We start from the raw sequence: 19,770 nt of genomic DNA, 5'->3' as shown, positions 1-19,770 counted from the left end.
TCGAAATCTCGCCTTGTTCAGCTTTGCGTAGAGCCAGGCATGCGGTGCACGGCGGCGATCCGCCGGCGCCACGACGGCACCAGCGCGCTTTCGATCACGCCGGCAGGCTCATAGGCATGGATGAAGTGATCCGGGCCTGAGAGAATGCCCGCATGTTTCGCCGCAACGCCCGCGCGCCAGCGAAACAGCACAATGTCGCCGGGCCGCATTTCACCGCTCGGAACCGGCTCGCCACAATGAGCGCGCGCGGCCTCCATCAGCCGGTCGACACCGGAGCGCTCGGCCCAGTCGGGTTGATAGGGCGGCGGAGCCTCTGCCGCCTTGCCGGTGATTTCCGCGAACACGCCACGCACCAGCCCCAGGCAGTCGCAGCCCACGCCTTTCAGCGACGCCTGATGCCGATAGGGTGTGCCGATCCAGCAACGGGCGATCGCGATCACGCGTTCCCCATGCACGTCACCATCCTCGGTTCTCTCCACACAGCCGCTCATGGCACAATAGGCCTTCCATCATGCACCGTGTTGGAATCAGCGTAACCATAGGCGAAATCGCTTCCTGGCAGATGCGGAAACCCCTGAAAATTGAGGGTATTGGAAAATTTTGCTGAACAGGTCTCAAAGGCCTTGTCACAGCCTGCCGTCACCGCCACCGCGTCGCCCGCTGCGGGTGCCCGCGCCATCGGCGACCAAAGCGACAGGCGCGCTCCCTCAGCCTCAAGACTATGGCTTGCGACATCGAGGTTCACACCCTCCAGCAATCCCGTGGCGAACATCACCCGCCCGCCGGAAAACCAGCCCGGTGACCGGTCGCCAAGCCCGCTCACAATCAGGCTCATCTCGTCGGGCACGCTCACCACTGAACCTTCCAGCCGGAACGGAGCGACCGACAGGTTCACGCCGCAGCGCGCGTCACCAAGATCGGCATCGCAGCGTTTGCCGTAAAGCCGGCCGCTGGGCTGGTCGAGCCTTGCGGCCAGGCTGCGCAGTTCGGCGCGGAATGCAGGCCCGGCACTGAGCACCTCGCCAAGCTCCCGGGTCGACAGCAGCAAATGGTCTTCCGGAGACTGCCAATTGACCAGAAACGTCTCCACCCGCGCGCCGTCGTATCGGCCGAGCGCCAGATCATCGGCGCTGATCGCCGCATCGGAAAACGCCCCTTCTATCTCGGCGGCATCGGCCTCAAGCCCGAGCCCGGTCTCTACTTCCGAGCCGCGAAAGCCAGTGGCGGCGGAAAACACCGTCCCGTCGAAGCTGAGGGTTCGGTCATGCTCGGTAAATCCCATCACCAGACCGTCGCTACGGGTGAGCCGCCAGGCATGGCAGAGCGTTGTCGAGGTCTGATCGAGATGGGTCTTGAGCCCTGCCGGGATCTCTCTCATGGCTTGATCTCCACCAATGGCACGCTGGGCACGGCGCCGGCCTTGAAGGCGGCCAGCGAAATTTCGATCCGGTCGGTGTCAAAGCGCACCGGAATGTCGAACTCGAAGCCTGCGGTCACCTGCGCCCCCGGTGCCGGCACGGCACCCGGATAAATCGTGATCAGCCCTGCCACCGCGTCGACGCTGAAATCGCCCGGCGCCAGCCGCGCGCCATCCACGGCGACCAGCACACTGCCCTCGGCCGGCTTTTCGATCCGGCGGGTGGTGGCGCCGCCCGGATCGGAATAGGTTTTTGTCAGTTCAAACAGCGTGGTCACGCCGTCACCTTCCCCAATCAGCTGATCGATCGCGGTCGGTGCCTGGCCATGCGCGCCCGAACGATTGTCGACCGGATCGCGAAAGCGGAACCCGTAGAGCTGCCCGCGCCGGGCCTCGAAGAATTCGATCAGCCGGTAGAGATCATCGAGCCCCCGCAGCCCCGTGCCGACATCATAACGGCGGCGGGCATCGGCCCAGCGTGCATTGCGGGTCTCGCCGCCATTCGACAGCGCCACGATGTCGGTGCGCCGTCCCGGCCCACCGCTTGCGCCCAGTGACAGCCGCAATGGCAGCCTCACCTCATGAAAGCCGTTGCTCATCATCGCTCTCCCGTCTCAAAGGCCGCGTCGGCCGCGGCCTACGGCACGGGCCAGCATCGCCGTGACCTGGGTTTCCGATTTGGCGAAGCTCGCAGCATCCGGCGTGGTCACGTTGAATGTCACCTGCACCGCCGGTTGGGCTCTGCCCGAGGCCACGCCGAGGCGTCCGTCCGGCCCGCGCTGCAGCGGCAGGATCGCTTCCGCGCCCGCTTCCCCCATCAGTCCCAGATCACCACCGGCCATCGGAAACAGTGTTGGCCCGCCGACAATGCCACCGTCGGCAAAAGGCTGGATCCGGCCCGGAACGCCGCCCTTGGCGAGGGGAAGCAATTGCCCCAGGCTGCCGCTCAGGCCGGAAATCGAACTGCTGATCAGACTGTCGAGCGGCCGCATGCCGGCATCGAGCGCAATGCTGACCATCCGGTTGCCGAGGCCTCGCAGCACATCGTCGAGGCCTCGGCCTTCGACGGTTGCCTGTTTGAGCGCGGTCGACAGCGCACCGCCAAAGGCGTTGGCCTTGCGGGTCAGTTCATCAAGCGCCCGGTCCGCGCCCTCAAGATCCAGATCGCCATTCACACTGAATTCGGGATCGTCAGTCATCCGCGTCTCTCTGTTGAATCGGGTCTTCAGGGCCATCACCATGGCCTGAGGCTGGCCCGGTGCCGTCCGGAAACAGCGCCATCAAGGCCGCCAGTCGTTCACGGGTTGCCGGTTCCGCCTGAGCTTGCGGACCGATCAGCGCCACAAGCTCGGGCAGGCTCAGCGCCCAGAACGCACCGGGGGAAAGCCGCAGGCGGCCGAGGCCGAAACGGATCACGGACGCCCAGGGGAACAACGCCCGCTCCGGTTTCGTCACCGCGACACCGCCTGCGGCGCGTGAGGGTTTGCGTCTCCCTCACGATTGCCGGGTTGATGGTTGTTTCCGCTCTGCTCTTTCGGTTCAGGCGCCGCGCCGCCAAAGGTCGCCCACAGCAACTCCGCCGCGATCCTGGCGAAACCGGCGACGCCGCCTTCGGTCGACATCTGCGCCACATCCTCGTCGGTCGCGATGTTGCCGGCACCACGCAATCCCGCGCCGACGATCTTGATGATGTCGCCCGCCGACAGCCTGCCGCTTTCAAAGCGCTCGGCCAATTCGGCCAGATTGGCGGCACCGAAGGCGGTTTCGAGTTCGGCCAGCGCGCCGAGCGTCAGGCAGAGAAGCCGGATCTCGCCGTCGAGCCGGGCGGCGATCTCGCCGCGATGCCGGTTGGGGTGGACACGCATCGCTCAGAGCGCCGCAAAGCTGAGTGGGCCGGCCGATTCCATGGCGATTTCGAAGGTCATCTCGCCATCATGCCGCCCCGCATATTCAAGTGCTGTGATCTGGAACGGCCCGGTCACGGTGCCGAAGTCCGGGATCGCCACCTGCCAGTTGCGGATGTCGCCGGCAAAGAACACCGACCGCGTCAGCGCATCGCTTGCCTGATCCTTGAACAGCCCGCCACCCGACAGCGCCGCGCGCTGCACGCCCGCACCGCCCAGCAATTCGCGCCAGCGCCCCGCCGATTCCGCGTCGGTGATGTCGACGGCGTCCGCGTTGAAGGCGAGCCTTCGCGCCCGCAACCCGGCAATGGTCACATAACTCCCGCCATCATCGATTTTGATCAGCAGATCCTTGCCCTTTTGAGCACTCATATCCTTTTCCTTTCCTGGTGCTGTCGCAGTGGCCCGGCAGCCAAAACATCATGGTGAAAGCGTCACGGTTCAGTGACGGCGCGAAAGCGGAGCCGCGCCAGATGCAGCCCGCTCCTGGGTGCCCGGCGGCTGAGCGTGCGCTCGTGACGAAGATTGATCAGTGTCGCGCCTTCAAGCGCGAGGTCTCTGTCATGCAGGGCCGCGCGAACGGCATCGGCCAGCTCGACAGCCTGCTTGCGGCCGTTCTGCTTGGTCCAGGCCTCGATTTCGAAGCGGTGCTCGGTGCCCCCGCCTTCGTCGTCTCCGGTGGAGAAGTCGCGCGCCACCGCCTCGCCAAACACCAGGTAAGGCGGTTCGGCCCGGGTGATGCGGCGATCAAAAATCCGGCCAGTGCCTGTGATCGCCAGAATGGCCGGGTCGGCCGACAGACGCTCGACAACGGCTTTCTGCAGCTGGTTGGTGCTCATGGCGCGCTCTCCTCGCAATCGCAGATCAGATAGCGCCGGCTCTCGTCTGGATCGTGCACCGCGCGCACATTGAGAAACCGCCCGCGGAACACAAAGCGCATGTCGTGGCGGATGTCATCGCGATGGCGGATCGTGACCCGGTGGCTGACCGGCGCAATCGCCGCCCCTGCCTCTTCGCGTGGCCTTGCGCGCAGTGGCTCCACCCGGCCCCAGAGACCGGTGACGGTGACCCAGCCTTCGCCCACCCCGCCCTGGCCGTCAGCCACATCTGCCGGGGTTTCGAGCCGCAGCCGGGCATTCAACCGGCCCGGATCCAGAATCTTGGCCACCATCACAAAGCCCTCCGCACCCAGGGCCCGATCAGCTGGTCATAGCCAGTGGGGATCGCCGCGGGCTGCATGTCGGGCGAGACCGCGCCACGGAATTCATGGAGATAGGCGGCATGGATCAGCACCGCACGGATCAGCTCCGGCGGGACCTCGTTTGCCGCGCCAAAGCCCGCGGTGAATTCGATCTCGATGCCGTTGATCGCCTGCCCGGGACGTGGCCTCTCCTTGATGACAAGCCGCGCGGGGCGTGCCGTGGCGTCGAGCAGCATGCCCGAAAGCGCCAGTTCCCGGGGCAGGCCATCGGCGTCATAAACACGAATCGCATCAATGGATTGGACCGGGGTTTTGCCAAGTTGAATCACCGGGGCCTCGGGCCAGTCATCCAGCACAAGCCGCAAACCGCGCGGCATCAGCGCGGTTCCGGTGACGGCCTCGAGATGAGCGCGGGCAACGCGGATCAGACTTTCCAGGAGCGCATCCTCGTCATTCACATCGATGCGCAGATGGGCCTTCAAATCGGCAAGCGTCACCGGCTCCGCCAGCGGCGGATCAGTCTCAATCAGGGTCATGGCAGGCTCCGGAATTGGTCAGGCTGACGGGGTGCGGTCCCGCCACGGGGAGGCAACGGGGCGGGACCGCAGTCGATGAATTTCGCAGCCTGTGGTCTAGGCGGCGAACTTCATCAGCTTGATGGCCTCGAAGTTCTGCACCCCGCCGCCGACGCGCTTGGTGGTGTAGAACAGCACGTAGGGCTTGGCCGAATAGGGATCACGCAGGATGCGCACGCCCGTCCGGTCCACCACCAGATAGCCACGGCGGAAGTCGCCAAAGGCGATTGATGCGGAGTCCGCGGCAATGTCGGGCATGTCCTCGGCCTCGACCACCGGGAAGCCCATCAGCGAGGCGGCCTGGCCGGCCCCCGCCGGTGGCATCCAGAGATAGTTGCCGTCGGCATCCTTGAACTTGCGGATCTGGCTCTGGGTCTTGCGGTTCATCACGAAGCGGCCATTCTGCCGGTGCCCGGCCTTGAGCGCATAGATCAGCTCGATCAGCCGGTCGGAGGGATCGGCGCCGAAGGCACCCGCCGCCCCGGTGGCGATGTGGCCCAGATTGCCCCAGCTCCAGCTCGTATCATCGACGCTCGGATAATCGAGGAAACCGCGCGGCTTGTTGACGCCATCGCCCGCCACAAAGGCAGCCCCCTCCTGCTCGGCGAAGGCCGCCTCCACCTCGGCTGCGATCCAGTTTTCGATGTCGAGCGCGCCGTCCTCGATCAAAGAGGTCGTGGCCGCCGGCATGGCGTAGAGCTCCATGGTCGGGAACTGCAGCTCGGTCAGTTGCGGCGTCGCGGTCTGCGGCCGCGCATCGGTCTCGCCGACCCAGCCGGTGGCCATGCCGTCGAGCGCGAAGGGCTTTTTCAGCACCGCGCCCGAGACCTGCCGGACCGTGGCAATCGAGCGGACCGGCGAGAGTTCGGAAAGCCGCCGGCCGATCTCGGTGTCGAGCTCGTCGGGCACCAGATAACCGCCATCTGGGTCGCTGCCCGCCGACATCGCCTTGAGTTCACCCTGGCGCAGCGCGGCCTCGTCGCCACGGCGCACATAGGCGTCAAACGCCTGGCGCACGGCTGAGGTCTCGCGACCGGCAGTCCTGCCGAGGCTGGGGCGCGCCTGCTTGACCATCAGCCGGTCGAGCGCGCGCTTCTGCTCGTCCAGCGAACGGTCGATGCGCGCCATCTTCTCCTCGGTCACGACATCGGTGCTGCCGCGGCGTTCGATGTCGGCGAGGCGCTGGTCATTGTGCTGCTTGTAGTCCTCGAAGGCGGACATGAAGCTTTCAAAGGCCTCGGTAACATCCGCATCGGCGGATTTGATCTCGGGGGCACGGGCGGGTGTTGTCAGAGTGTTCATCGCATTGTCCTTCCATGTGGGAATTGATCATTTTGCTGAATCGGCGGAGCGGAGCAGCATGCCGGTCAGCGCGCGGAGCTTCCGTTCCAGCCGTTTGAGATCCTCCGGCGCGGCATCCCGCCTGTCCGAAAGGGCATCGTGGCCGCGGGCAATCAGCCCGCGCGCCTGGCGTCGCGTCAGCCCCGCATCCCGCGTGAGCCGGCGTTCGAGTTCGCGTTTCGTCGGGGGCACGCCGATCGCCGATTTGACCGCGGTCACCCGCGCGCCCGGCTGCATCGGGAAGGTCACCACCGAGATTTCCCAGAGATCGGCGCTGAGGATCCGGCGCACGCCGCTCTTGGCCTCGTTGCGGGCCCGCAAGGTCTGGAAGCCGATCGACAGCCCGTCGAGCGCCCCGGATTTCATCAGCTCGTGCACCTCGCGGGCCCGCGCCACGCCGAGCGACAGCTTGCCCTCGACATGAAGGCCGTGGCTGTCCTCGCGGATCGACAGCCAGCGGCCGATCGGCTGATCGGGATCATGCTGATAGAGCATGCGCACATCGGCTGCGCCGCGGCGCCTGAGCGAGGCGGCGAAAGCGCCGGGCTCGATCATGTCGCGCCCCAGATCGACCGCGCCGAACAGGCTCGCATAGCCCGAGAAGCTGCCGTCGCCGCTTACATCCTCCAGTGCCAGATCGACGCGCTTTCGCTGCCGTCCGGAGATGCTCCAGTCCGTTGTCATGGCTTTGTCCTTGTTGGTGTCGAATTCCATCGGGATGCGGGCGAGCGGGGCGAAGCCCCTCCCCCTTGAGGGGAGGGGTTGGGGTGGGGGTCAGCTCCGGTCACCGGGACCGATGATGGTGTCGCACCCCCACCGGCTCTGTCCTGGATGAGCCAGGCCAATCGCCCGCCTCCCCTCAAGGGGGAGGCAATTCCTTGGCGGCCTCACTCCCCGATCGAAATGAATTGAAAGCTTGTCCTAGGTATATTTTCCGCGCCCTGCCCGGTCGGCGATCCGGGTCAGCACGCCCAGCACCCACCAGGCCGCAAGGCTTGCCGCCGCCGATCCCATCAGCACGGTTTCATCAGGCGAGAGCAGATCGCTCACCCCCATCCGCGCCGCCAGCGCCACACCGGCAGGCCCGCCGAAGACCAGCCCGCAGGCCACACCGACGATGGCGCGCGCGGCGGCCTCGCGGGTGCTGCGCGGCATCATGTAGACCAGCGAGACCAGCGCGCCGCAGACAGCGCCCGCGATGCGCATGGCCAGCATTGATGGTTCGGGCCCCATGCTCTGCATCGGCTTGGCTCCGGATTTTCGAGTGGTTTCGGCTTCACAAATTGATTCAGCTGGCTGCGGATCTGAGTCCGCCTCAGCCCGGAACACGTTGATATCCCACGGCTTCCCGCTTTTCCTCGTCGGTGAGGAAATCGGCGGCTCCGAGCCGCGACCAGAGCGCATCGCGCTCTGCGGCTAGCCCCGGAAGACGGTCGGCGTCATAGTCGATCTTCAGCCCCGCGCCATAGACAGGCTGCAGCCAGGCGGTGAGAGCCTGAGCCGTGCGGGCCACCAGCGGCAGCACCGTGAGGCGGCAGAAGGCGCGGTTGGCCTCCTGGTAATTGGCGTAGGTCAGGTCGCCCGGAATGCCAAGCAGCATCGGCGGCACACCGAGCGTCAGGGCGATGTCGCGGGCGGCGCCGTTCCTGGCCTCGATGAAATCCATGTCGCGCGGGGTCAGCCCCATCGCCTTCCAGTCGAGCCCGCCCTCAAGCAGCATCGGCCGCCCTGCCCGGCGCGCGCCCTGATAGCCCTCCTCGAGCTCGGCCTTGAGCCGCTCATATTGCTCAAGCGTCAGATTGCCACCGTCCTTGGGCTGGTAGACCAGTGCGCCCGAAGGCCGGGCGGAATTGTCGAGCAGCGCCTTGTTCCAGCTCATCGCCGCATTGTGCAGATCGAGCGCCATCAGAGCCGCTTCGAGCGGTGCGAAGCCGAGATGATCGTCAAGCGGATGAAACAGCTTCAGGTGCAACAGCCCCGGCCCCTCTTCGGGGTGGACGGCAAAGCGCTGCCGCCTGCCGCCCGCCTGATGCTCATAGGCCACCGGCCAGCCGTCCGCGCCCTCGATCACCCGCATCCGGTCGGGCCTGAGCAATTGCAGCCCGGCCACCCGTCCCGCCGCCACCACGGGATTGATCCAGCCATTGCCCGAAAGCACCAGATGGCCGTAGAGCGTTTCGAAAAAACCGTCCCCCGCACCGGTCGGGTCAGGACGGTTGATCAGGTCGATGACCGGATGGCGTTCCTCTTCGCGGCCCGCATCAAACACCACCCAGGGCACCGAGGCCGCGGCTTCCGCGATCAGCCGTGTGGCCCGGTGCGCCACCGGATTGCGCATGAAGCCCTCGCGGGCGAGTGCCGCATAGGACCGCCCGCTCCAGCGCGCGCCCGTGTCAGCCGCCAGCGCCGCAATCGCACCGGGCAGCCAGCTCTTGGCGGCCGGTGCCCGGTTTTGCGCCGCTCGGGTCCAGGGAAGCCTCAATCCGAATGCCATATCGATGCCCTTTCAGGTTATGGAATCAAAAACCCCGCCGAGGCGACCCGGCGGGGTGAAACGATCTTCCCGTCATGTCGGACCCCGATCCGGGATCCAGCGACCGCGCGTCGGCGCGGTGAGAGACTCTTTTCAATCTCGCGTCCTGCAAAAAGGTCTCCTGGCTCGCGGACGCTCGCCTGCTGGATACCGGATCAAGTCCGGCATGACGGCACTCATTGAACCCCAAACCACTTCACAAAAGCCGCACTTGCGGTTCGCTCCTGCGCCGACCAGCAATTCGCTCAGCCGCCGGCGGTGCCCTCGCTTCGCCTGAGCGCAAGCCAGGTCCAGGTGATACCGGCAGTCTGGTTCTCCGGCTGGATCGAGCCCTTGTCGACGCGGCGTATCAGATCCAAGCCGCAGGTCCGTGCAATCCCGACCAGCGCCTCAACATCGATCGGCCAGGCCTTCCGGCCTTCAGGCCCGGCACCGTGCCGCAGCGAGGCAATCATCAGGCCACCAGGGTCAAGCATTGGGGCCAGACGGCGGATCGCGCTTTGCTGCGCAGCCGGCTCGAGATGATGCAGCACGCCATTGGCCAGCACACAGCCATAGCTCTCAGCCACGTCGATCCGCTCCAGCCCCGGCAGACGGTCATCGACCCAGTCAATTTCGCCCTGCGGGTGAAGCCGCAACCCGGCCTCTCTCAAGGACCTTACCGGCTCCACCGCGGTAACGCAGTGCCCCAGGCTGACCAGCCAGGCCGCATCGCGCCCGGTGGCCGCTCCCAGATCGAGAACGCGCGAGGGCGCAAGCGGCAGCAGATCCGCCACAGGCGCATAGATTTCATCGCAACTCAGACCGTCGGAGCGGGCGATCCATTCCGCACCAAGCCCGGCATAGCCCGCCAGCACCATCTCCATTTCTGTCTCGGTCGCGCTGGCCACATCCATTCCTTTCGCCCTACCGGTTCAGAGCCGAGCCTGTCCGATTCTGCGCCAACATCAAAGATGCCGTATCTGCGGCGCGCCTCTGCGTTCGAGCAGCAATTCGGTCAGCGCCCAGACCAGCGCGTCGAGCCGGTCCGGCGAGCGGCCGGAGGACAGCCCGTCAGGGCCGAAGTCGCACATCTGGTCTTCCAGCGCCGCAAAATGCCCGGCATGGACCACCCGGCCCTGCTCATAGAGAGCGGCAACCGGTTCGGCGCGCAGCCATTTGCCGCGCGTCGCCCGCACTTGCCGCACCGGCAGCGTCGAATCGACGGTGCGCAGAACACTTGTCACCATGTCGCCGCCCTGATTGATCTCGGCGACCACGCAATCGGCGTCAAAGCGGCGGTAGAGCCTGCTCACCGCACCCGCCCAGCCCGACGGGCTTGCGCCCTCTTGCGAGCCATCGGCCAGCACCACCGCGCGGCCTTCCGCATCCAGTCCGGCGGCAACAATGCCGCAGCAGGAATGTTTTGCCTCGCCGGATGCGGGCGGATCCACCGCCACCACGATGCGCCCCAGCGGTCCGGGCTTGCGCACCACGAGGGCTTCCAGTTGCTCGCGCCGCCACAGCCCGTCCTCGCGGTCGGCGATCAGCTCGCCGTCAAGTTCCTGACGCCCCAGCCGCGTGCCGCCATAACGCGCCCGCACCGTGTCGAGAAACCCCGCCGCCAGATTGCCTGCATTGTCCTCGGTCCTTATCCGTGTGACCCGCGTGCCAATGTCTTTCACCAGCGCCAGCATCAGGGGCGTCGCCCTTGGCGTCGTGGTGATCAGCTGGCGCGGGTGCTGCCCAAGCCTGAGCGCAAATTGCAGCATGTCCCAGGTCTCGCGGGCATGGCGCCATTTGCCCAGTTCATCGCACCAGGCGAGATCAAATTGCGGGCCACGCAGGCTTTCGGGGTCTTCGGATGAAAACATCTGCGCCACCGCGCCGGAGGGCCAGACCAGCCTGCGTCGCGTCGCCTCGAAGGCGGGCCGCTGATCCCGAGCCACGCCCATGATCCCCGACACCCCGTCGATCATCACCTCGCGCGCATCGCCAAAGGTCTCCGCCACCAGCGCAATCCGCCCCTGACGGCCCAGGCCCGGCACCGCGCCGGACGCCAGCCCATGCACCCATTCAGCGCCTGCGCGCGTCTTGCCCGAACCGCGCCCGCCCATCAGCAGCCAGGATCGCCAGTCGCCGTCAGGCGGCAATTGCTCGGGCCGGGCGATCAACTGCCAGTCATTGGCATTGGCGATCAGCGCCTGGTCGTCAAACTCAGCGATCCAGGCTGCGAGCAGATCCGCAACCGCCGCAGCGCCGCTGTCCCCAACCTCAAGACCGGCTTCAAGATCGCCGCTGGGTTCGGACCGGGATGTGCACGCAGCCCCTTCGGCCATCCGCATCTGGATCCGCCGCGCGGGATACCGTCTGGGGCGCATCCACACGCCGCAATTCAGCGCCACCGTCATCGACTGGAGAATCATGCCGCGGGTCTCTCCGGCCATCTATCCGGCCTGCCCGCTCGCGCCATCCTCCGCCTGCCGCTGCGCCACCATCCGCTCGGCGGCGGCGAGGATCAGCTGGCGCACCGTCTGGCGCATCTGCTCACGCTCCTCGCCACTCAATGCCTGGCTCTGCGCGCGGGCCTTATCCTCGGCGATCAGCCGCTCCATCTGGTCGATCTTTTCAAGCGTCCGGGCAATCAGCGCCACCTGATCGACCGCCGCCTTGCCCTCCACGCCCTCCTCACCCAGCCGAGCCGCCTCACGGTCCAGCACTGCACGCATCTGCGCAAGCATCGCCCTGGTGCTGTCAGCGATAGGCGCCGGCTCGCTCCCGTTCACGCTCACCGGCTCTTGATCACCCTCTTGTTCCCCGACTTGAACACTCTCTTGATCCCCGGCATCGGGTAGCCTGGCCTGCTTGATTTCGATCATCGCACGGAGCCCGGGATCATTGACCAGAAAGGCAAAGGGCTCAGCCGTCGCATCATCGGCCGCCAGGGCCCAGAGCGCATCCAGCGCCTGATCAATCGCATCGGCCGGCAACAGCTCTCCGGGCACGGCAGAAAGGCCCGCAGCAGGCAGGTGGTGTGTCATCTCGATCTTTTCCGCTTGGAATCCGGCCAACAAAAAAGCGCCCGGGCCGCAGCCTCAGACGCTCACACAGTCTCGCACTGTCTCGCACTGTCAACTTCACTGCCGCAGCAGCACCTCACCCAACCCGCCGCTCCCGGCGCATTTGTGTGACGATGACATGAACCTACCAGAGCCCCGTGACGCCGTCAAGGATTATTTTCCTATTTTCTATAGTCTTGGGACTTCGCTTAGTCGTCATCTTACCAAGCTATTTTATAAGAACACAGTGATATCGAGCCACCCCAATCCCAACGGAAGAGTTTGGAAGACTGAGGCTGATAAAACGGGCTAAGCCTTCACAAAAGCGATCAAAATTCTATCCCGCAATCGGTAAACCGTCCTTCTCTTGCGCCTCTGGCTCTTCGACTTCGCTAGGATTAGTGACGCTCGCCAGCATTTGCAGAAAATAGAGGGAGCAACGCAAAATATGCAGTGCCTCCTGGCCGGAATAGAAAGAGGTCACGTGCATTGAACCGTTGCGCCAAGGGTTTCTGACTGCATCTATGGACGCATAAAGGCGCTCGTACTTTTCTCGCCTATCGCTGCCCTTGTCGAATTTTTCATCGATTTTGGTCTTGATGTCGCGAAGCATCGCCCCCCAATTGCGCTTGGCAGGATCAGTAGGGTCATCTATTTCAAGATGCGCGGCCAGAGCTTTTAACCCCACCTCCAACATGCGCATAGCATGAAAAACCCCAGCAGTCGGCCTATCAAAGGCTATGCATTTAGCCGATTCTTCAAGCTCCCTAGCTGCATCCGGGTAAAATGCATTTATATCCCAACCGCTCGCGAGCTCATTAGCGTTTCCCAACAGCATAGTCTCGTGCGCATGCATGACAAATATTGCCACCTGCTTGAGTTCGTCACGCAATCGAGATTCCACATCATCAATCGAAGATCTTACTTGCTCCATCCGCACGACTTGACTTGAATCATCGAGCATCTCAGCCATTCGCCTCGCAGCTACGCCCGCCAATCTTGCCTGCACCGCTTCGGCGGCCATGGCGAGCTCCCTGAATTGTTCGCTCAACGTAGCCCGTGCGCTTGTCACCTCTGCCTCACGCCCATCTTCACCCCAACTCTCGATTTGAGTTTTGATGCGGCGGATTTCCAGCAAAGTGTCCAGAAAACGCGATCCATTCAAAGAAAACATATTATACAAGTTCCGCAGCTAGCCGGACGCACCGTGAATCGCCCAATACTTTTATTCATAGCACCTCTTATCATATCAGGTGCACGAAGTATAAAACGCAGATACTTGTCCTATTGTGTCTATAGACGCAGAAAATACACCCCAACAAAAAACCGCCAGAGAAATATCTCCGGCGGCTGGGTTTCGCGCTGGGGGGGGCGCGGCGGTCAGCGCCGCGCCCCGACAGGGCGGCCGAATCCGAGCAGGCCGGCAGCGCGCAATCGGTTCCCGTCCCGCCCAAAATTATGCGCAAGAAGCGGATTGTGGCGGCCTTGCGCAGCGGATCCTGGGTGACGGTCTTGACTGGCGCTTCCGGGCGGCGGGCGGCTGGTGCTCAAGCCTCCTCGCCCGGCCACTCGACCAGGTAATCCTCGAAATCATCGACCAGCATCCCCTCCTCGCTCACCGTGCGGCCGCGCACCGAGACGCCGGCCTGGTGCACGGTTTCGGGATCGCCCGAAACCAGCGGATGCCACCAGTAGAGATCGCGGCCCTCTCGGACCAGCCGGTAGCCGCAGGTGGGCGGCAGCCAGGTGATGGTGTCGACCTGGTCCGGGGTCAGGCCGATGCAGTCGGGCACGGTGGCCTGGCGGTTGTCATAATCCTTGCAGCGGCAGGAATGGCCGTCGAGCAGGCGGCAGGCGATGTTGGTCCAGGCGATCTCGCCGGTGTCCCAGTCCTCGAGCTTGTTCAAACAGCAGCGGCCACAGCCGTCGCACAGGCTTTCCCACTCGGCCGCATTCATCTGGTCGAGCGTCTTGGCTTTCCAGAAAGGCTTGGGGTCCATGACGGGGCTTCCTTTTGCTACAGGCCTCGCCGCAGAGCGCCCGATTGGCTTGTCCTTTGACTGAAAATGCGGCAAAAGCATAGACCACAGGGGGTGAAAACTGTGGTGCGATTGTGCAGCACGGTCAAACCGACGCGCGGCGAAAGCTGCCGCGGCAACCCGCAATGGACCAAGGCCCGTGCAAGACCCGTTCAACCAGGAAAACCGGCCGCGCAAGCGCTCCAACCTGCTGCTCAGGATCGATTCCTGGATCGATTCGTCGATCTGGAACGCCGGCTTCCGCGTGGGCGAAATCTGGGAGGAGATCACCATCTTCTTCCGCCGGTTCCGCACCCGCGGGGTCTGGAAAGCGGTGTTCGAATTTGCCGGCGAAGGCATGAATGTCGGCACCGCCGGGTTCGTGCTGCTCCTGGCGCTGGCGCTTCCGGCATTCGAGGAGACGTCGGGCAACTGGCGCGCGCGGGACGATTTCGCCGTCACCTTCCTGGATCGCTACGGCAACGAGATCGGCCACCGTGGCGTCATCCACGAGGATTCTGTGCCCATCGACCAGCTGCCCGATCACTTCATCAAAACGGTTCTGGCCACCGAGGACCGGCGTTTTTTCGAGCATTTCGGCATCGATTTCCTGGGTCTGGCGCGTGCCATGACCGAAAACGTCAAGGCCAACTCGGTTGTTCAGGGCGGCTCCACCATCACCCAGCAATTGGCCAAGAACCTGTTTCTGACCAATGAGCGGACCATCGAGCGCAAGGTCAAGGAGGCGTTCCTGGCCTTCTGGCTCGAGGCCAATCTGCCAAAATCCGAAATTTTGAGGCTCTATCTCGACCGCGCCTATATGGGCGGCGGCACCTTTGGTGCAGCAGCTGCGGCGCGGTTCTACTTCGGCAAGAACATCACCGAGGTCTCGATAGCGGAAGCGGCAATGCTCGCGGGCCTGTTCAAGGCCCCTGCCCGCTATGCGCCGCACATCAACCTGCCCGCCGCCCGAGCGCGGGCCAATGAAGTGCTGTCCAACCTGGTTCAGGGCAATCTGATGACCGAGGGCCAGGTGATCGGCGCGCGGCGCAATCCCGCCAATGTCATCGACCGGGGCGGCACCGACGCGCCCGATTTCTTTCTCGACTGGGCCTTTGAGGAAGTGCAGCGCATCGCCGCCGGGTTTGACGAACATTCCTTTATCGTGCGCACCACCATCGACATCGGCATGCAAGACGCTGCCGAAGCTGCCGTCGAAACCACGCTGCGCCAGTATGGCGAGAGATATCGTGTCTCGCAGGCGGGGCTGGTTCTGATCGAGAACGGAGGTGCTGTACGGGCCATGGTCGGCGGGCGGGATTATGGTGAGAGCCAGTTCAACCGCGCCTCACGCGCACTCCGGCAACCCGGCTCTTCGTTCAAAATTTTCCCATATGCATTGGCTATGGAAGCCGGCATGACCCCGGACACCGCGATCGTCGACGCACCGATCTTCTGGGGAAACTGGAATCCGAAGAACTACAACAACAGCTATTCGGGACGGGTCGACATGAAGACGGCCTTTGCCAGATCGATCAACACCATTCCGGTCCGCATTACCAAGGAGCGGCTCGGGGAGGATGGGGTCGGACAGATCATGGAGATCGCGAAAAAGTTCGGCGTCGAAACACCAATCCGCCGCGATGTCACAATCCCGATCGGGACCTCCGAGATGACAGTGCTTGATCAGGCCACTGCCTATGCGGTGTTTCCCGCAGGCGGGCTTCAGGCCCGGCGTCACGGCGTTTCGCAGATCCTCACCTACAGCGGCGAAGTGCTTTACGATTTTGCCCGCGATGAACCACCGGCTGAGCGGGTTCTATCGGAACAGGCGGCGAATTCGATGAACCAGATGCTGACGCGGGTCCCCTATGTCGGCACCGGCCGCCGCGCGGCGGTCGATGGCGTGCTGACCGGCGGCAAGACCGGCACCACGCAGGCCTATCGCGATGCGTGGTTCTGCGGCTACACCGGCAATTTCACGGCTGCCGTCTGGTATGGCAATGACGATTACACTTCATCGAACCGGATGACGGGCGGATCGCTGCCGGCCATGACCTTCAAACGGCTGATGGACTATGCCCATCAGGATATCGAGCTGCGCGCCGTTCCCGGCGTGGAAGATCCGTTCCCGGAACAACTCGCCGGCGCTCGCGTCGCCGCCGCGCAGACAGATTCCGACGGCAATGCGCTGCCAAGGCTGCAACGGCCGCGCACCCTCAACCGTAACTCAACGGCAATCTTGCGTGCGCTTGGCCAGGCCTTCGAGAATGCCAAGCCGCTCAGTCCGCCCGAACGTCTGGCCGCCGCCGATACCGGCGTCGAGCCGGTTCCCAATACCGTCGAACGGTGATAAGCCATATCGCGATTTGGGGAACACCGGGGCGGTCGGCTCAATGCATGATTTCAAGTGCTTCGTAGATTGCGCGGTTGGTTCAGCCGGACATCTTTCAAGGTTGGCTAAGACCCGTACGTGCAACCAATCATCATGATTGACGAAGGACATTCGCAGCTGTGTTCCGCCTCCCCCTCCTGATCCTGCTCTCGCTGGTGATCGCCTTTGGCGGCGGCATGTGGTCAGCATCGCGCGTGCTTACCGCCACGTCGGGGTTCGGCGCCATCAGCCTTGGCCCCTGGGTCGGTTATCCGGAGCTGCAGACTGCAAGCGCCGACCCCTTCGCCAAGGCCCATCGCGCCAGTGACGGCCGGATTCTGCTCGGGCGCGCGGAAGGGCTGGTGTTCACCGCCAGCGAAGATCAGGATGGCGACGCGCTTTCCGGCCTTTGCAGCTACGAGGTGAGCGGGCAGACACCGCCGGCGCGGTTCTGGACGCTGCGCACCACCGACAACGCCGGAACACCGCTTCCCGCCGCAGAAATGTTTCCTGCCAGCCTGACCTCATGGACCACGCTGCGCGAACCCGACGGCACGTTCCGCATCACCCTTTCGGCAAAGCCCGCAACGGGCAACTGGATCAGGCTCGACGCCGACAGCGGGGTCGCTTTCGTGCTCACCCTCATCGATACGCCGACTGCAGGCAGCGCGGGACTGATCGAGCTCGACATGCCGACGATCAGACAGATCGGGTGCCGCGATGCGTAGTGCGCTGCTGGCGATCGTCATCGGCCTCGTCGGGGCTGCCTTGATTCACATCATTACCATTCTCGAAGTGCCGCGCTGGACCGGCACCGACACCTGGAGCCGGGTGACGGCTCTCGGCGTGTCAAACCGGTTCTTTCCGCTCGCAAATGAGCCCAACGCCACCGGGCTCTACAATGAGGACCCGCATATCCGCACGGCGGTGTGCCATTTCGACATCACCGACATGCCGGTGCGGATCCTGGCGTCTGGCACTACGCCGGTGTGGACGGTGGCCGCCTATGATCCGGGATCGAACGAAACCTATTCAATGAATGACCGCTCCTCGATCGGGGTGAATGTCGACATCGTTTTCGTCACCCCCTCACAGATGCTGCAATTGCGCCGGGTGATGCCAGAAGCGCTCGAACGTTCTGTCCTGGTGGAGCTGGCAAATCCGAAGGGTTTCGTGGCTCTGCGCGCCATTGCGCCGCTGCCAAGCCTGGAACCCGCGGCACGCGCCTTTGTCGCCAACGCCTCCTGCGCGCCCTACACGATAGTCCAGATCTGAACCGGAGCGTAACTCCACATTTGGTTCCGGGTCATTGTGACGGTATTGTTGACGCTCCAGGTCTCACTGCCGGCTCAATCTGAGAAACCGCTGAAGCGCACGCTCGGCGCGAGCGGCGATTGCCGCCTCGTCAAGCGGTGGCTGACGGCCGATCACCCGGCGGATCTGCAAATCACCGACCAGAAGATCGAGATAAAGGCCGATTGCGTCTCCTACCTCTTCAAATTCGATCAATCCTTCAGCTTTGGCCCGGACCAGAACCTCACCGATCAGCGGCGCCACACTTTCCCGGCCCCTTTCGGCAATCACAGCGCCAAGCTCCCCGGTCGGATCGGCGGCGGCGGCGCGGTTTAGCTGCACCGCGCGCGGACTGATCAGGAGCGTCAGCAATTGCGGGCCCAGAACCCGCAGGGTCTCAAGCGGTGGCGCACCGGAGGCGAGCGAATCCTCAAGCAGCGAGCGCACCGTATCGGCATTGCGCATCACCAGCGCGCGGAACAAGCCGGTCTTGTCGCCATACCAATTGTACAGCGTCTCATTGGAAGCGCGTGCCCGCTTGGCAATGGCCAGCATCGAAGTGGCCGCATAGCCTTTCTCTTCAAGCACTGCATAGGCCGCCTGCTCTATCTGATCCTGGCGGGCGGCCCTGGTCTCCTCGCGCATGTTCAGTCTTCTCCGGTTGAATTCGAGCTGTTGACGAAAACCGTAAACTGAATTACGGATATTAGCAACCGTACACCTGATTACGCTTAAGGAGACAGTTCATGACCACCACAGACCGCCTTCCCGCCGCTGCCCTTGCGGCATTGATCATCCTGCAATCTGTCATGCTGGCCGCGCTCTATGCCGGGGTTGCGCCACATCCCCCCGCCGCGATCGCGCCGTTCGCCATTGCACCCTTCCTTGGCGTCGCATTGTCGGTTGCGGCCGCGGCCTTGATCCTGGGCGCAGGGTCGAGCGGCGCGGGCCGTGGACTTGGCCTGTTTGCCGCATTGCTGGCGCTGCTGTCCTTCGGGCCGCAAAAGTATTTCGATCCGCAATTCGCGCTGATCTGGCCCGCAGTCATTGCCGGTCAATTGGCCTCCCTGGTGCTGATCGCCAACATGTTTGCCCCACGGTTCATTGCCCGGGCAACACTGCCAGAGGAAACGCGGACATGATCTCCACCCGCATTCTGCCACTCACGGCACTGCTGCTGACGGCCGCCATCTTCGGCTTTTTCTATGCCTGGGTTTGCTCCACCATGTGGGGGCTCGACAGACTTCCCCCCGCCCGCGCCATCGAAGCCATGCAGGCGATGAATGCCTCGGTCAGAAATGCGGTGTTCTTCCCGGCCTTTTTCCTCACTCCGGTGGCGCTTTTCGCTTTATCGCTGGCGCTGGCGCTCAAGCGGCGCAAGGCACCTGCCACCTGGTTCGGTGTTTCGGCCCTGGTCTATCTGATCGGAGGATTTGGCGTCACCGCGCTTGTCAATGTCCCGATGAACGAAGCGCTGGCTGAGGTCGATCTCGCCAACACGGCCGCAGACGTCACGGCCATCTGGCGCGACTATTCCGATCAATGGCAATTCTGGAACCAGATCCGCACCGTGGCCTCTGGCCTGGCGGTCATCATGGCCGGTCTGGGCCTCACGGGCCTCACGGGCCTCGGCCGAGCGGCCTGACACCGGCCGTAGTCAAACATCATTGATGCCGTCATGCGCGAGCTTTGGCTCGCACTGACCTTCTTGTCAGGCTTTCTTCCGGCGCCCGTTTTTGCGGCCGCGAGGCTTGCTTGGAAGCGGATCATCAAACATCGGCTCAGGTCGCCGTGTGGACCCTTCCGTTGCTTCATCGGCGGCCAACTGCTCGCGGCGCACACCAGTAAAGATAAGGATTTGAGCCGGCCCTTCCACAGTTTTTCCTGCCTGACCGGATCTGGTTGCTCGTCTGGATCCTGATGGATCAAAAGCCAATATTGTCGCCATTTCGTCTCTCCAACGTCGTGGAACAGGAAATACGCTCGACACTCTTCTCCTTAATTCTTCGCCATCAAGCCTAACTTTGGTTAACAGCTTGCTAACGGTTTGCGGATAAATTGAAGCAAGTGTGTGTA

26 protein-coding genes are annotated in these 19,770 nt (G+C 63.8%); 5 read left to right on the top strand and 21 right to left on the bottom strand.

What is annotated here, in order from left to right; genetic code table 11:
- Positions 1–17: 17 nt before the first annotated feature.
- The 19 genes from HPDFL43_RS07900 to HPDFL43_RS07810 form a co-directional block, all read right to left on the bottom strand.
- Positions 18–491 carry an NlpC/P60 family protein gene (locus tag HPDFL43_RS07900; RefSeq protein WP_007196777.1) on the bottom strand — a complete coding sequence of 158 codons (474 nt, stop codon included), beginning with the start codon at positions 489–491 and terminating at the stop codon, positions 18–20.
- Complete coding sequence (locus HPDFL43_RS07895; RefSeq protein WP_007196776.1) at positions 488–1,378, bottom strand: DUF2163 domain-containing protein; 891 nt, start codon at positions 1,376–1,378, stop codon at positions 488–490. The genes HPDFL43_RS07900 and HPDFL43_RS07895 overlap by 4 nt, the downstream gene beginning before the upstream one ends.
- Positions 1,375–2,019, bottom strand: coding sequence for a phage distal tail protein, Rcc01695 family (locus HPDFL43_RS07890; protein ID WP_007196775.1), 645 nt, complete (start codon positions 2,017–2,019; stop codon positions 1,375–1,377). Before HPDFL43_RS07890 ends, HPDFL43_RS07895 begins: the two co-directional genes overlap by 4 nt.
- Before the next feature lie 12 nt (positions 2,020–2,031).
- Entirely contained in the window at positions 2,032–2,616 is a 585-nt protein-coding gene (locus HPDFL43_RS07885) for a phage tail tape measure protein (protein ID WP_007196774.1), read from the bottom strand.
- Complete coding sequence (locus HPDFL43_RS07880) at positions 2,609–2,872, bottom strand: phage tail assembly chaperone (RefSeq protein WP_084594596.1); 264 nt, start codon at positions 2,870–2,872, stop codon at positions 2,609–2,611. Before HPDFL43_RS07880 ends, HPDFL43_RS07885 begins: the two co-directional genes overlap by 8 nt.
- A complete protein-coding gene (locus HPDFL43_RS07875) occupies positions 2,869–3,282 on the bottom strand; it encodes a gene transfer agent family protein (protein ID WP_007196772.1) in 414 nt (137 codons plus the stop codon). Before HPDFL43_RS07875 ends, HPDFL43_RS07880 begins: the two co-directional genes overlap by 4 nt.
- Positions 3,283–3,285: 3 nt before the next feature.
- Entirely contained in the window at positions 3,286–3,693 is a 408-nt protein-coding gene (locus tag HPDFL43_RS07870) for a phage major tail protein, TP901-1 family (protein ID WP_007196771.1), read from the bottom strand.
- A 62-nt stretch (positions 3,694–3,755) separates the two neighbouring features.
- On the bottom strand, positions 3,756–4,160 hold the full coding sequence (locus HPDFL43_RS07865; protein WP_007196770.1) for a DUF3168 domain-containing protein: 405 nt from the start codon (positions 4,158–4,160) through the stop codon (positions 3,756–3,758).
- Positions 4,157–4,492: a phage head closure protein gene (locus HPDFL43_RS07860; RefSeq protein WP_007196769.1), complete on the bottom strand. Its 336-nt coding sequence runs from the start codon at positions 4,490–4,492 to the stop codon at positions 4,157–4,159. The genes HPDFL43_RS07865 and HPDFL43_RS07860 overlap by 4 nt, the downstream gene beginning before the upstream one ends.
- Positions 4,492–5,058, bottom strand: coding sequence for a head-tail connector protein (locus HPDFL43_RS07855; protein WP_007196768.1), 567 nt, complete (start codon positions 5,056–5,058; stop codon positions 4,492–4,494). Before HPDFL43_RS07855 ends, HPDFL43_RS07860 begins: the two co-directional genes overlap by 1 nt.
- 96 nt (positions 5,059–5,154) lie before the next feature.
- The gene (locus HPDFL43_RS07850) at positions 5,155–6,399 is read right to left on the bottom strand and encodes a phage major capsid protein (protein WP_007196767.1); all 1,245 of its coding nucleotides are present in this window, start codon (positions 6,397–6,399) and stop codon (positions 5,155–5,157) included.
- A gap of 27 nt (positions 6,400–6,426) precedes the next feature.
- A complete protein-coding gene (locus HPDFL43_RS07845; RefSeq protein WP_052093279.1) occupies positions 6,427–7,122 on the bottom strand; it encodes an HK97 family phage prohead protease in 696 nt (231 codons plus the stop codon).
- A gap of 237 nt (positions 7,123–7,359) precedes the next feature.
- The gene (locus HPDFL43_RS07840) at positions 7,360–7,680 is read right to left on the bottom strand and encodes a DUF6107 family protein (protein WP_040449938.1); all 321 of its coding nucleotides are present in this window, start codon (positions 7,678–7,680) and stop codon (positions 7,360–7,362) included.
- 73 nt (positions 7,681–7,753) lie between these two features.
- Positions 7,754–8,932: a phage portal protein gene (locus tag HPDFL43_RS07835; RefSeq protein WP_007196764.1), complete on the bottom strand. Its 1,179-nt coding sequence runs from the start codon at positions 8,930–8,932 to the stop codon at positions 7,754–7,756.
- A 284-nt stretch (positions 8,933–9,216) separates the two neighbouring features.
- A complete protein-coding gene (locus HPDFL43_RS07830; protein ID WP_007196763.1) occupies positions 9,217–9,867 on the bottom strand; it encodes a class I SAM-dependent methyltransferase in 651 nt (216 codons plus the stop codon).
- Between the two features lie 51 nt (positions 9,868–9,918).
- Positions 9,919–11,397 (bottom strand): DNA-packaging protein, encoded by a 1,479-nt coding sequence (locus HPDFL43_RS07825; protein WP_007196762.1) that lies wholly within the window; start codon positions 11,395–11,397, stop codon positions 9,919–9,921.
- Positions 11,398–11,991, bottom strand: a complete 594-nt coding sequence (locus HPDFL43_RS07820; RefSeq protein WP_156970224.1) for a hypothetical protein — start codon at positions 11,989–11,991, stop codon at positions 11,398–11,400.
- A gap of 355 nt (positions 11,992–12,346) precedes the next feature.
- Positions 12,347–13,183 (bottom strand): hypothetical protein, encoded by an 837-nt coding sequence (locus tag HPDFL43_RS07815; protein WP_007196760.1) that lies wholly within the window; start codon positions 13,181–13,183, stop codon positions 12,347–12,349.
- A 373-nt stretch (positions 13,184–13,556) separates the two neighbouring features.
- Positions 13,557–14,009 carry a YcgN family cysteine cluster protein gene (locus tag HPDFL43_RS07810; RefSeq protein ID WP_040449932.1) on the bottom strand — a complete coding sequence of 151 codons (453 nt, stop codon included), beginning with the start codon at positions 14,007–14,009 and terminating at the stop codon, positions 13,557–13,559.
- A 178-nt stretch (positions 14,010–14,187) separates the two neighbouring features.
- Here HPDFL43_RS07810 and HPDFL43_RS07805 point away from each other — a divergent pair, with 178 nt between their 5' ends.
- The 3 genes from HPDFL43_RS07805 to HPDFL43_RS07795 all read left to right on the top strand — a co-directional run bounded on the left by HPDFL43_RS07805 (position 14,188) and on the right by HPDFL43_RS07795 (position 17,676).
- Positions 14,188–16,380, top strand: coding sequence for a transglycosylase domain-containing protein (locus HPDFL43_RS07805; RefSeq protein WP_007196758.1), 2,193 nt, complete (start codon positions 14,188–14,190; stop codon positions 16,378–16,380).
- A gap of 161 nt (positions 16,381–16,541) precedes the next feature.
- Positions 16,542–17,129, top strand: coding sequence for a DUF1214 domain-containing protein (locus tag HPDFL43_RS07800; RefSeq protein ID WP_007196757.1), 588 nt, complete (start codon positions 16,542–16,544; stop codon positions 17,127–17,129).
- A complete protein-coding gene (locus HPDFL43_RS07795) occupies positions 17,122–17,676 on the top strand; it encodes a DUF1254 domain-containing protein (RefSeq protein WP_007196756.1) in 555 nt (184 codons plus the stop codon). The genes HPDFL43_RS07800 and HPDFL43_RS07795 overlap by 8 nt, the downstream gene beginning before the upstream one ends.
- Before the next feature lie 63 nt (positions 17,677–17,739).
- On the opposite strand, the gene HPDFL43_RS07790 is transcribed toward HPDFL43_RS07795, so the two are convergent.
- Positions 17,740–18,339, bottom strand: a complete 600-nt coding sequence (locus HPDFL43_RS07790) for a TetR/AcrR family transcriptional regulator (protein WP_007196755.1) — start codon at positions 18,337–18,339, stop codon at positions 17,740–17,742.
- 101 nt (positions 18,340–18,440) lie between these two features.
- Here HPDFL43_RS07790 and HPDFL43_RS07785 point away from each other — a divergent pair, with 101 nt between their 5' ends.
- Positions 18,441–18,836: a hypothetical protein gene (locus HPDFL43_RS07785; RefSeq protein WP_007196754.1), complete on the top strand. Its 396-nt coding sequence runs from the start codon at positions 18,441–18,443 to the stop codon at positions 18,834–18,836.
- The gene (locus HPDFL43_RS07780) at positions 18,833–19,339 is read left to right on the top strand and encodes an anthrone oxygenase family protein (protein WP_007196753.1); all 507 of its coding nucleotides are present in this window, start codon (positions 18,833–18,835) and stop codon (positions 19,337–19,339) included. The genes HPDFL43_RS07785 and HPDFL43_RS07780 overlap by 4 nt, the downstream gene beginning before the upstream one ends.
- A 66-nt stretch (positions 19,340–19,405) precedes the next feature.
- Here HPDFL43_RS07780 and HPDFL43_RS21930 read toward each other — a convergent pair whose 3' ends face one another.
- Positions 19,406–19,642: a hypothetical protein gene (locus HPDFL43_RS21930; protein WP_156970223.1), complete on the bottom strand. Its 237-nt coding sequence runs from the start codon at positions 19,640–19,642 to the stop codon at positions 19,406–19,408.
- Between the last annotated feature and the right edge of the window lie 128 nt (positions 19,643–19,770).

Source organism: Hoeflea phototrophica DFL-43, from assembly GCF_000154705.2.
GTDB classification, from domain to species: Bacteria; Pseudomonadota; Alphaproteobacteria; order Rhizobiales; family Rhizobiaceae; genus Hoeflea; species Hoeflea phototrophica.
Note: the sequence above shows the minus strand (reverse complement) of the source record. Positions and strands in the feature narration are given on the sequence as shown.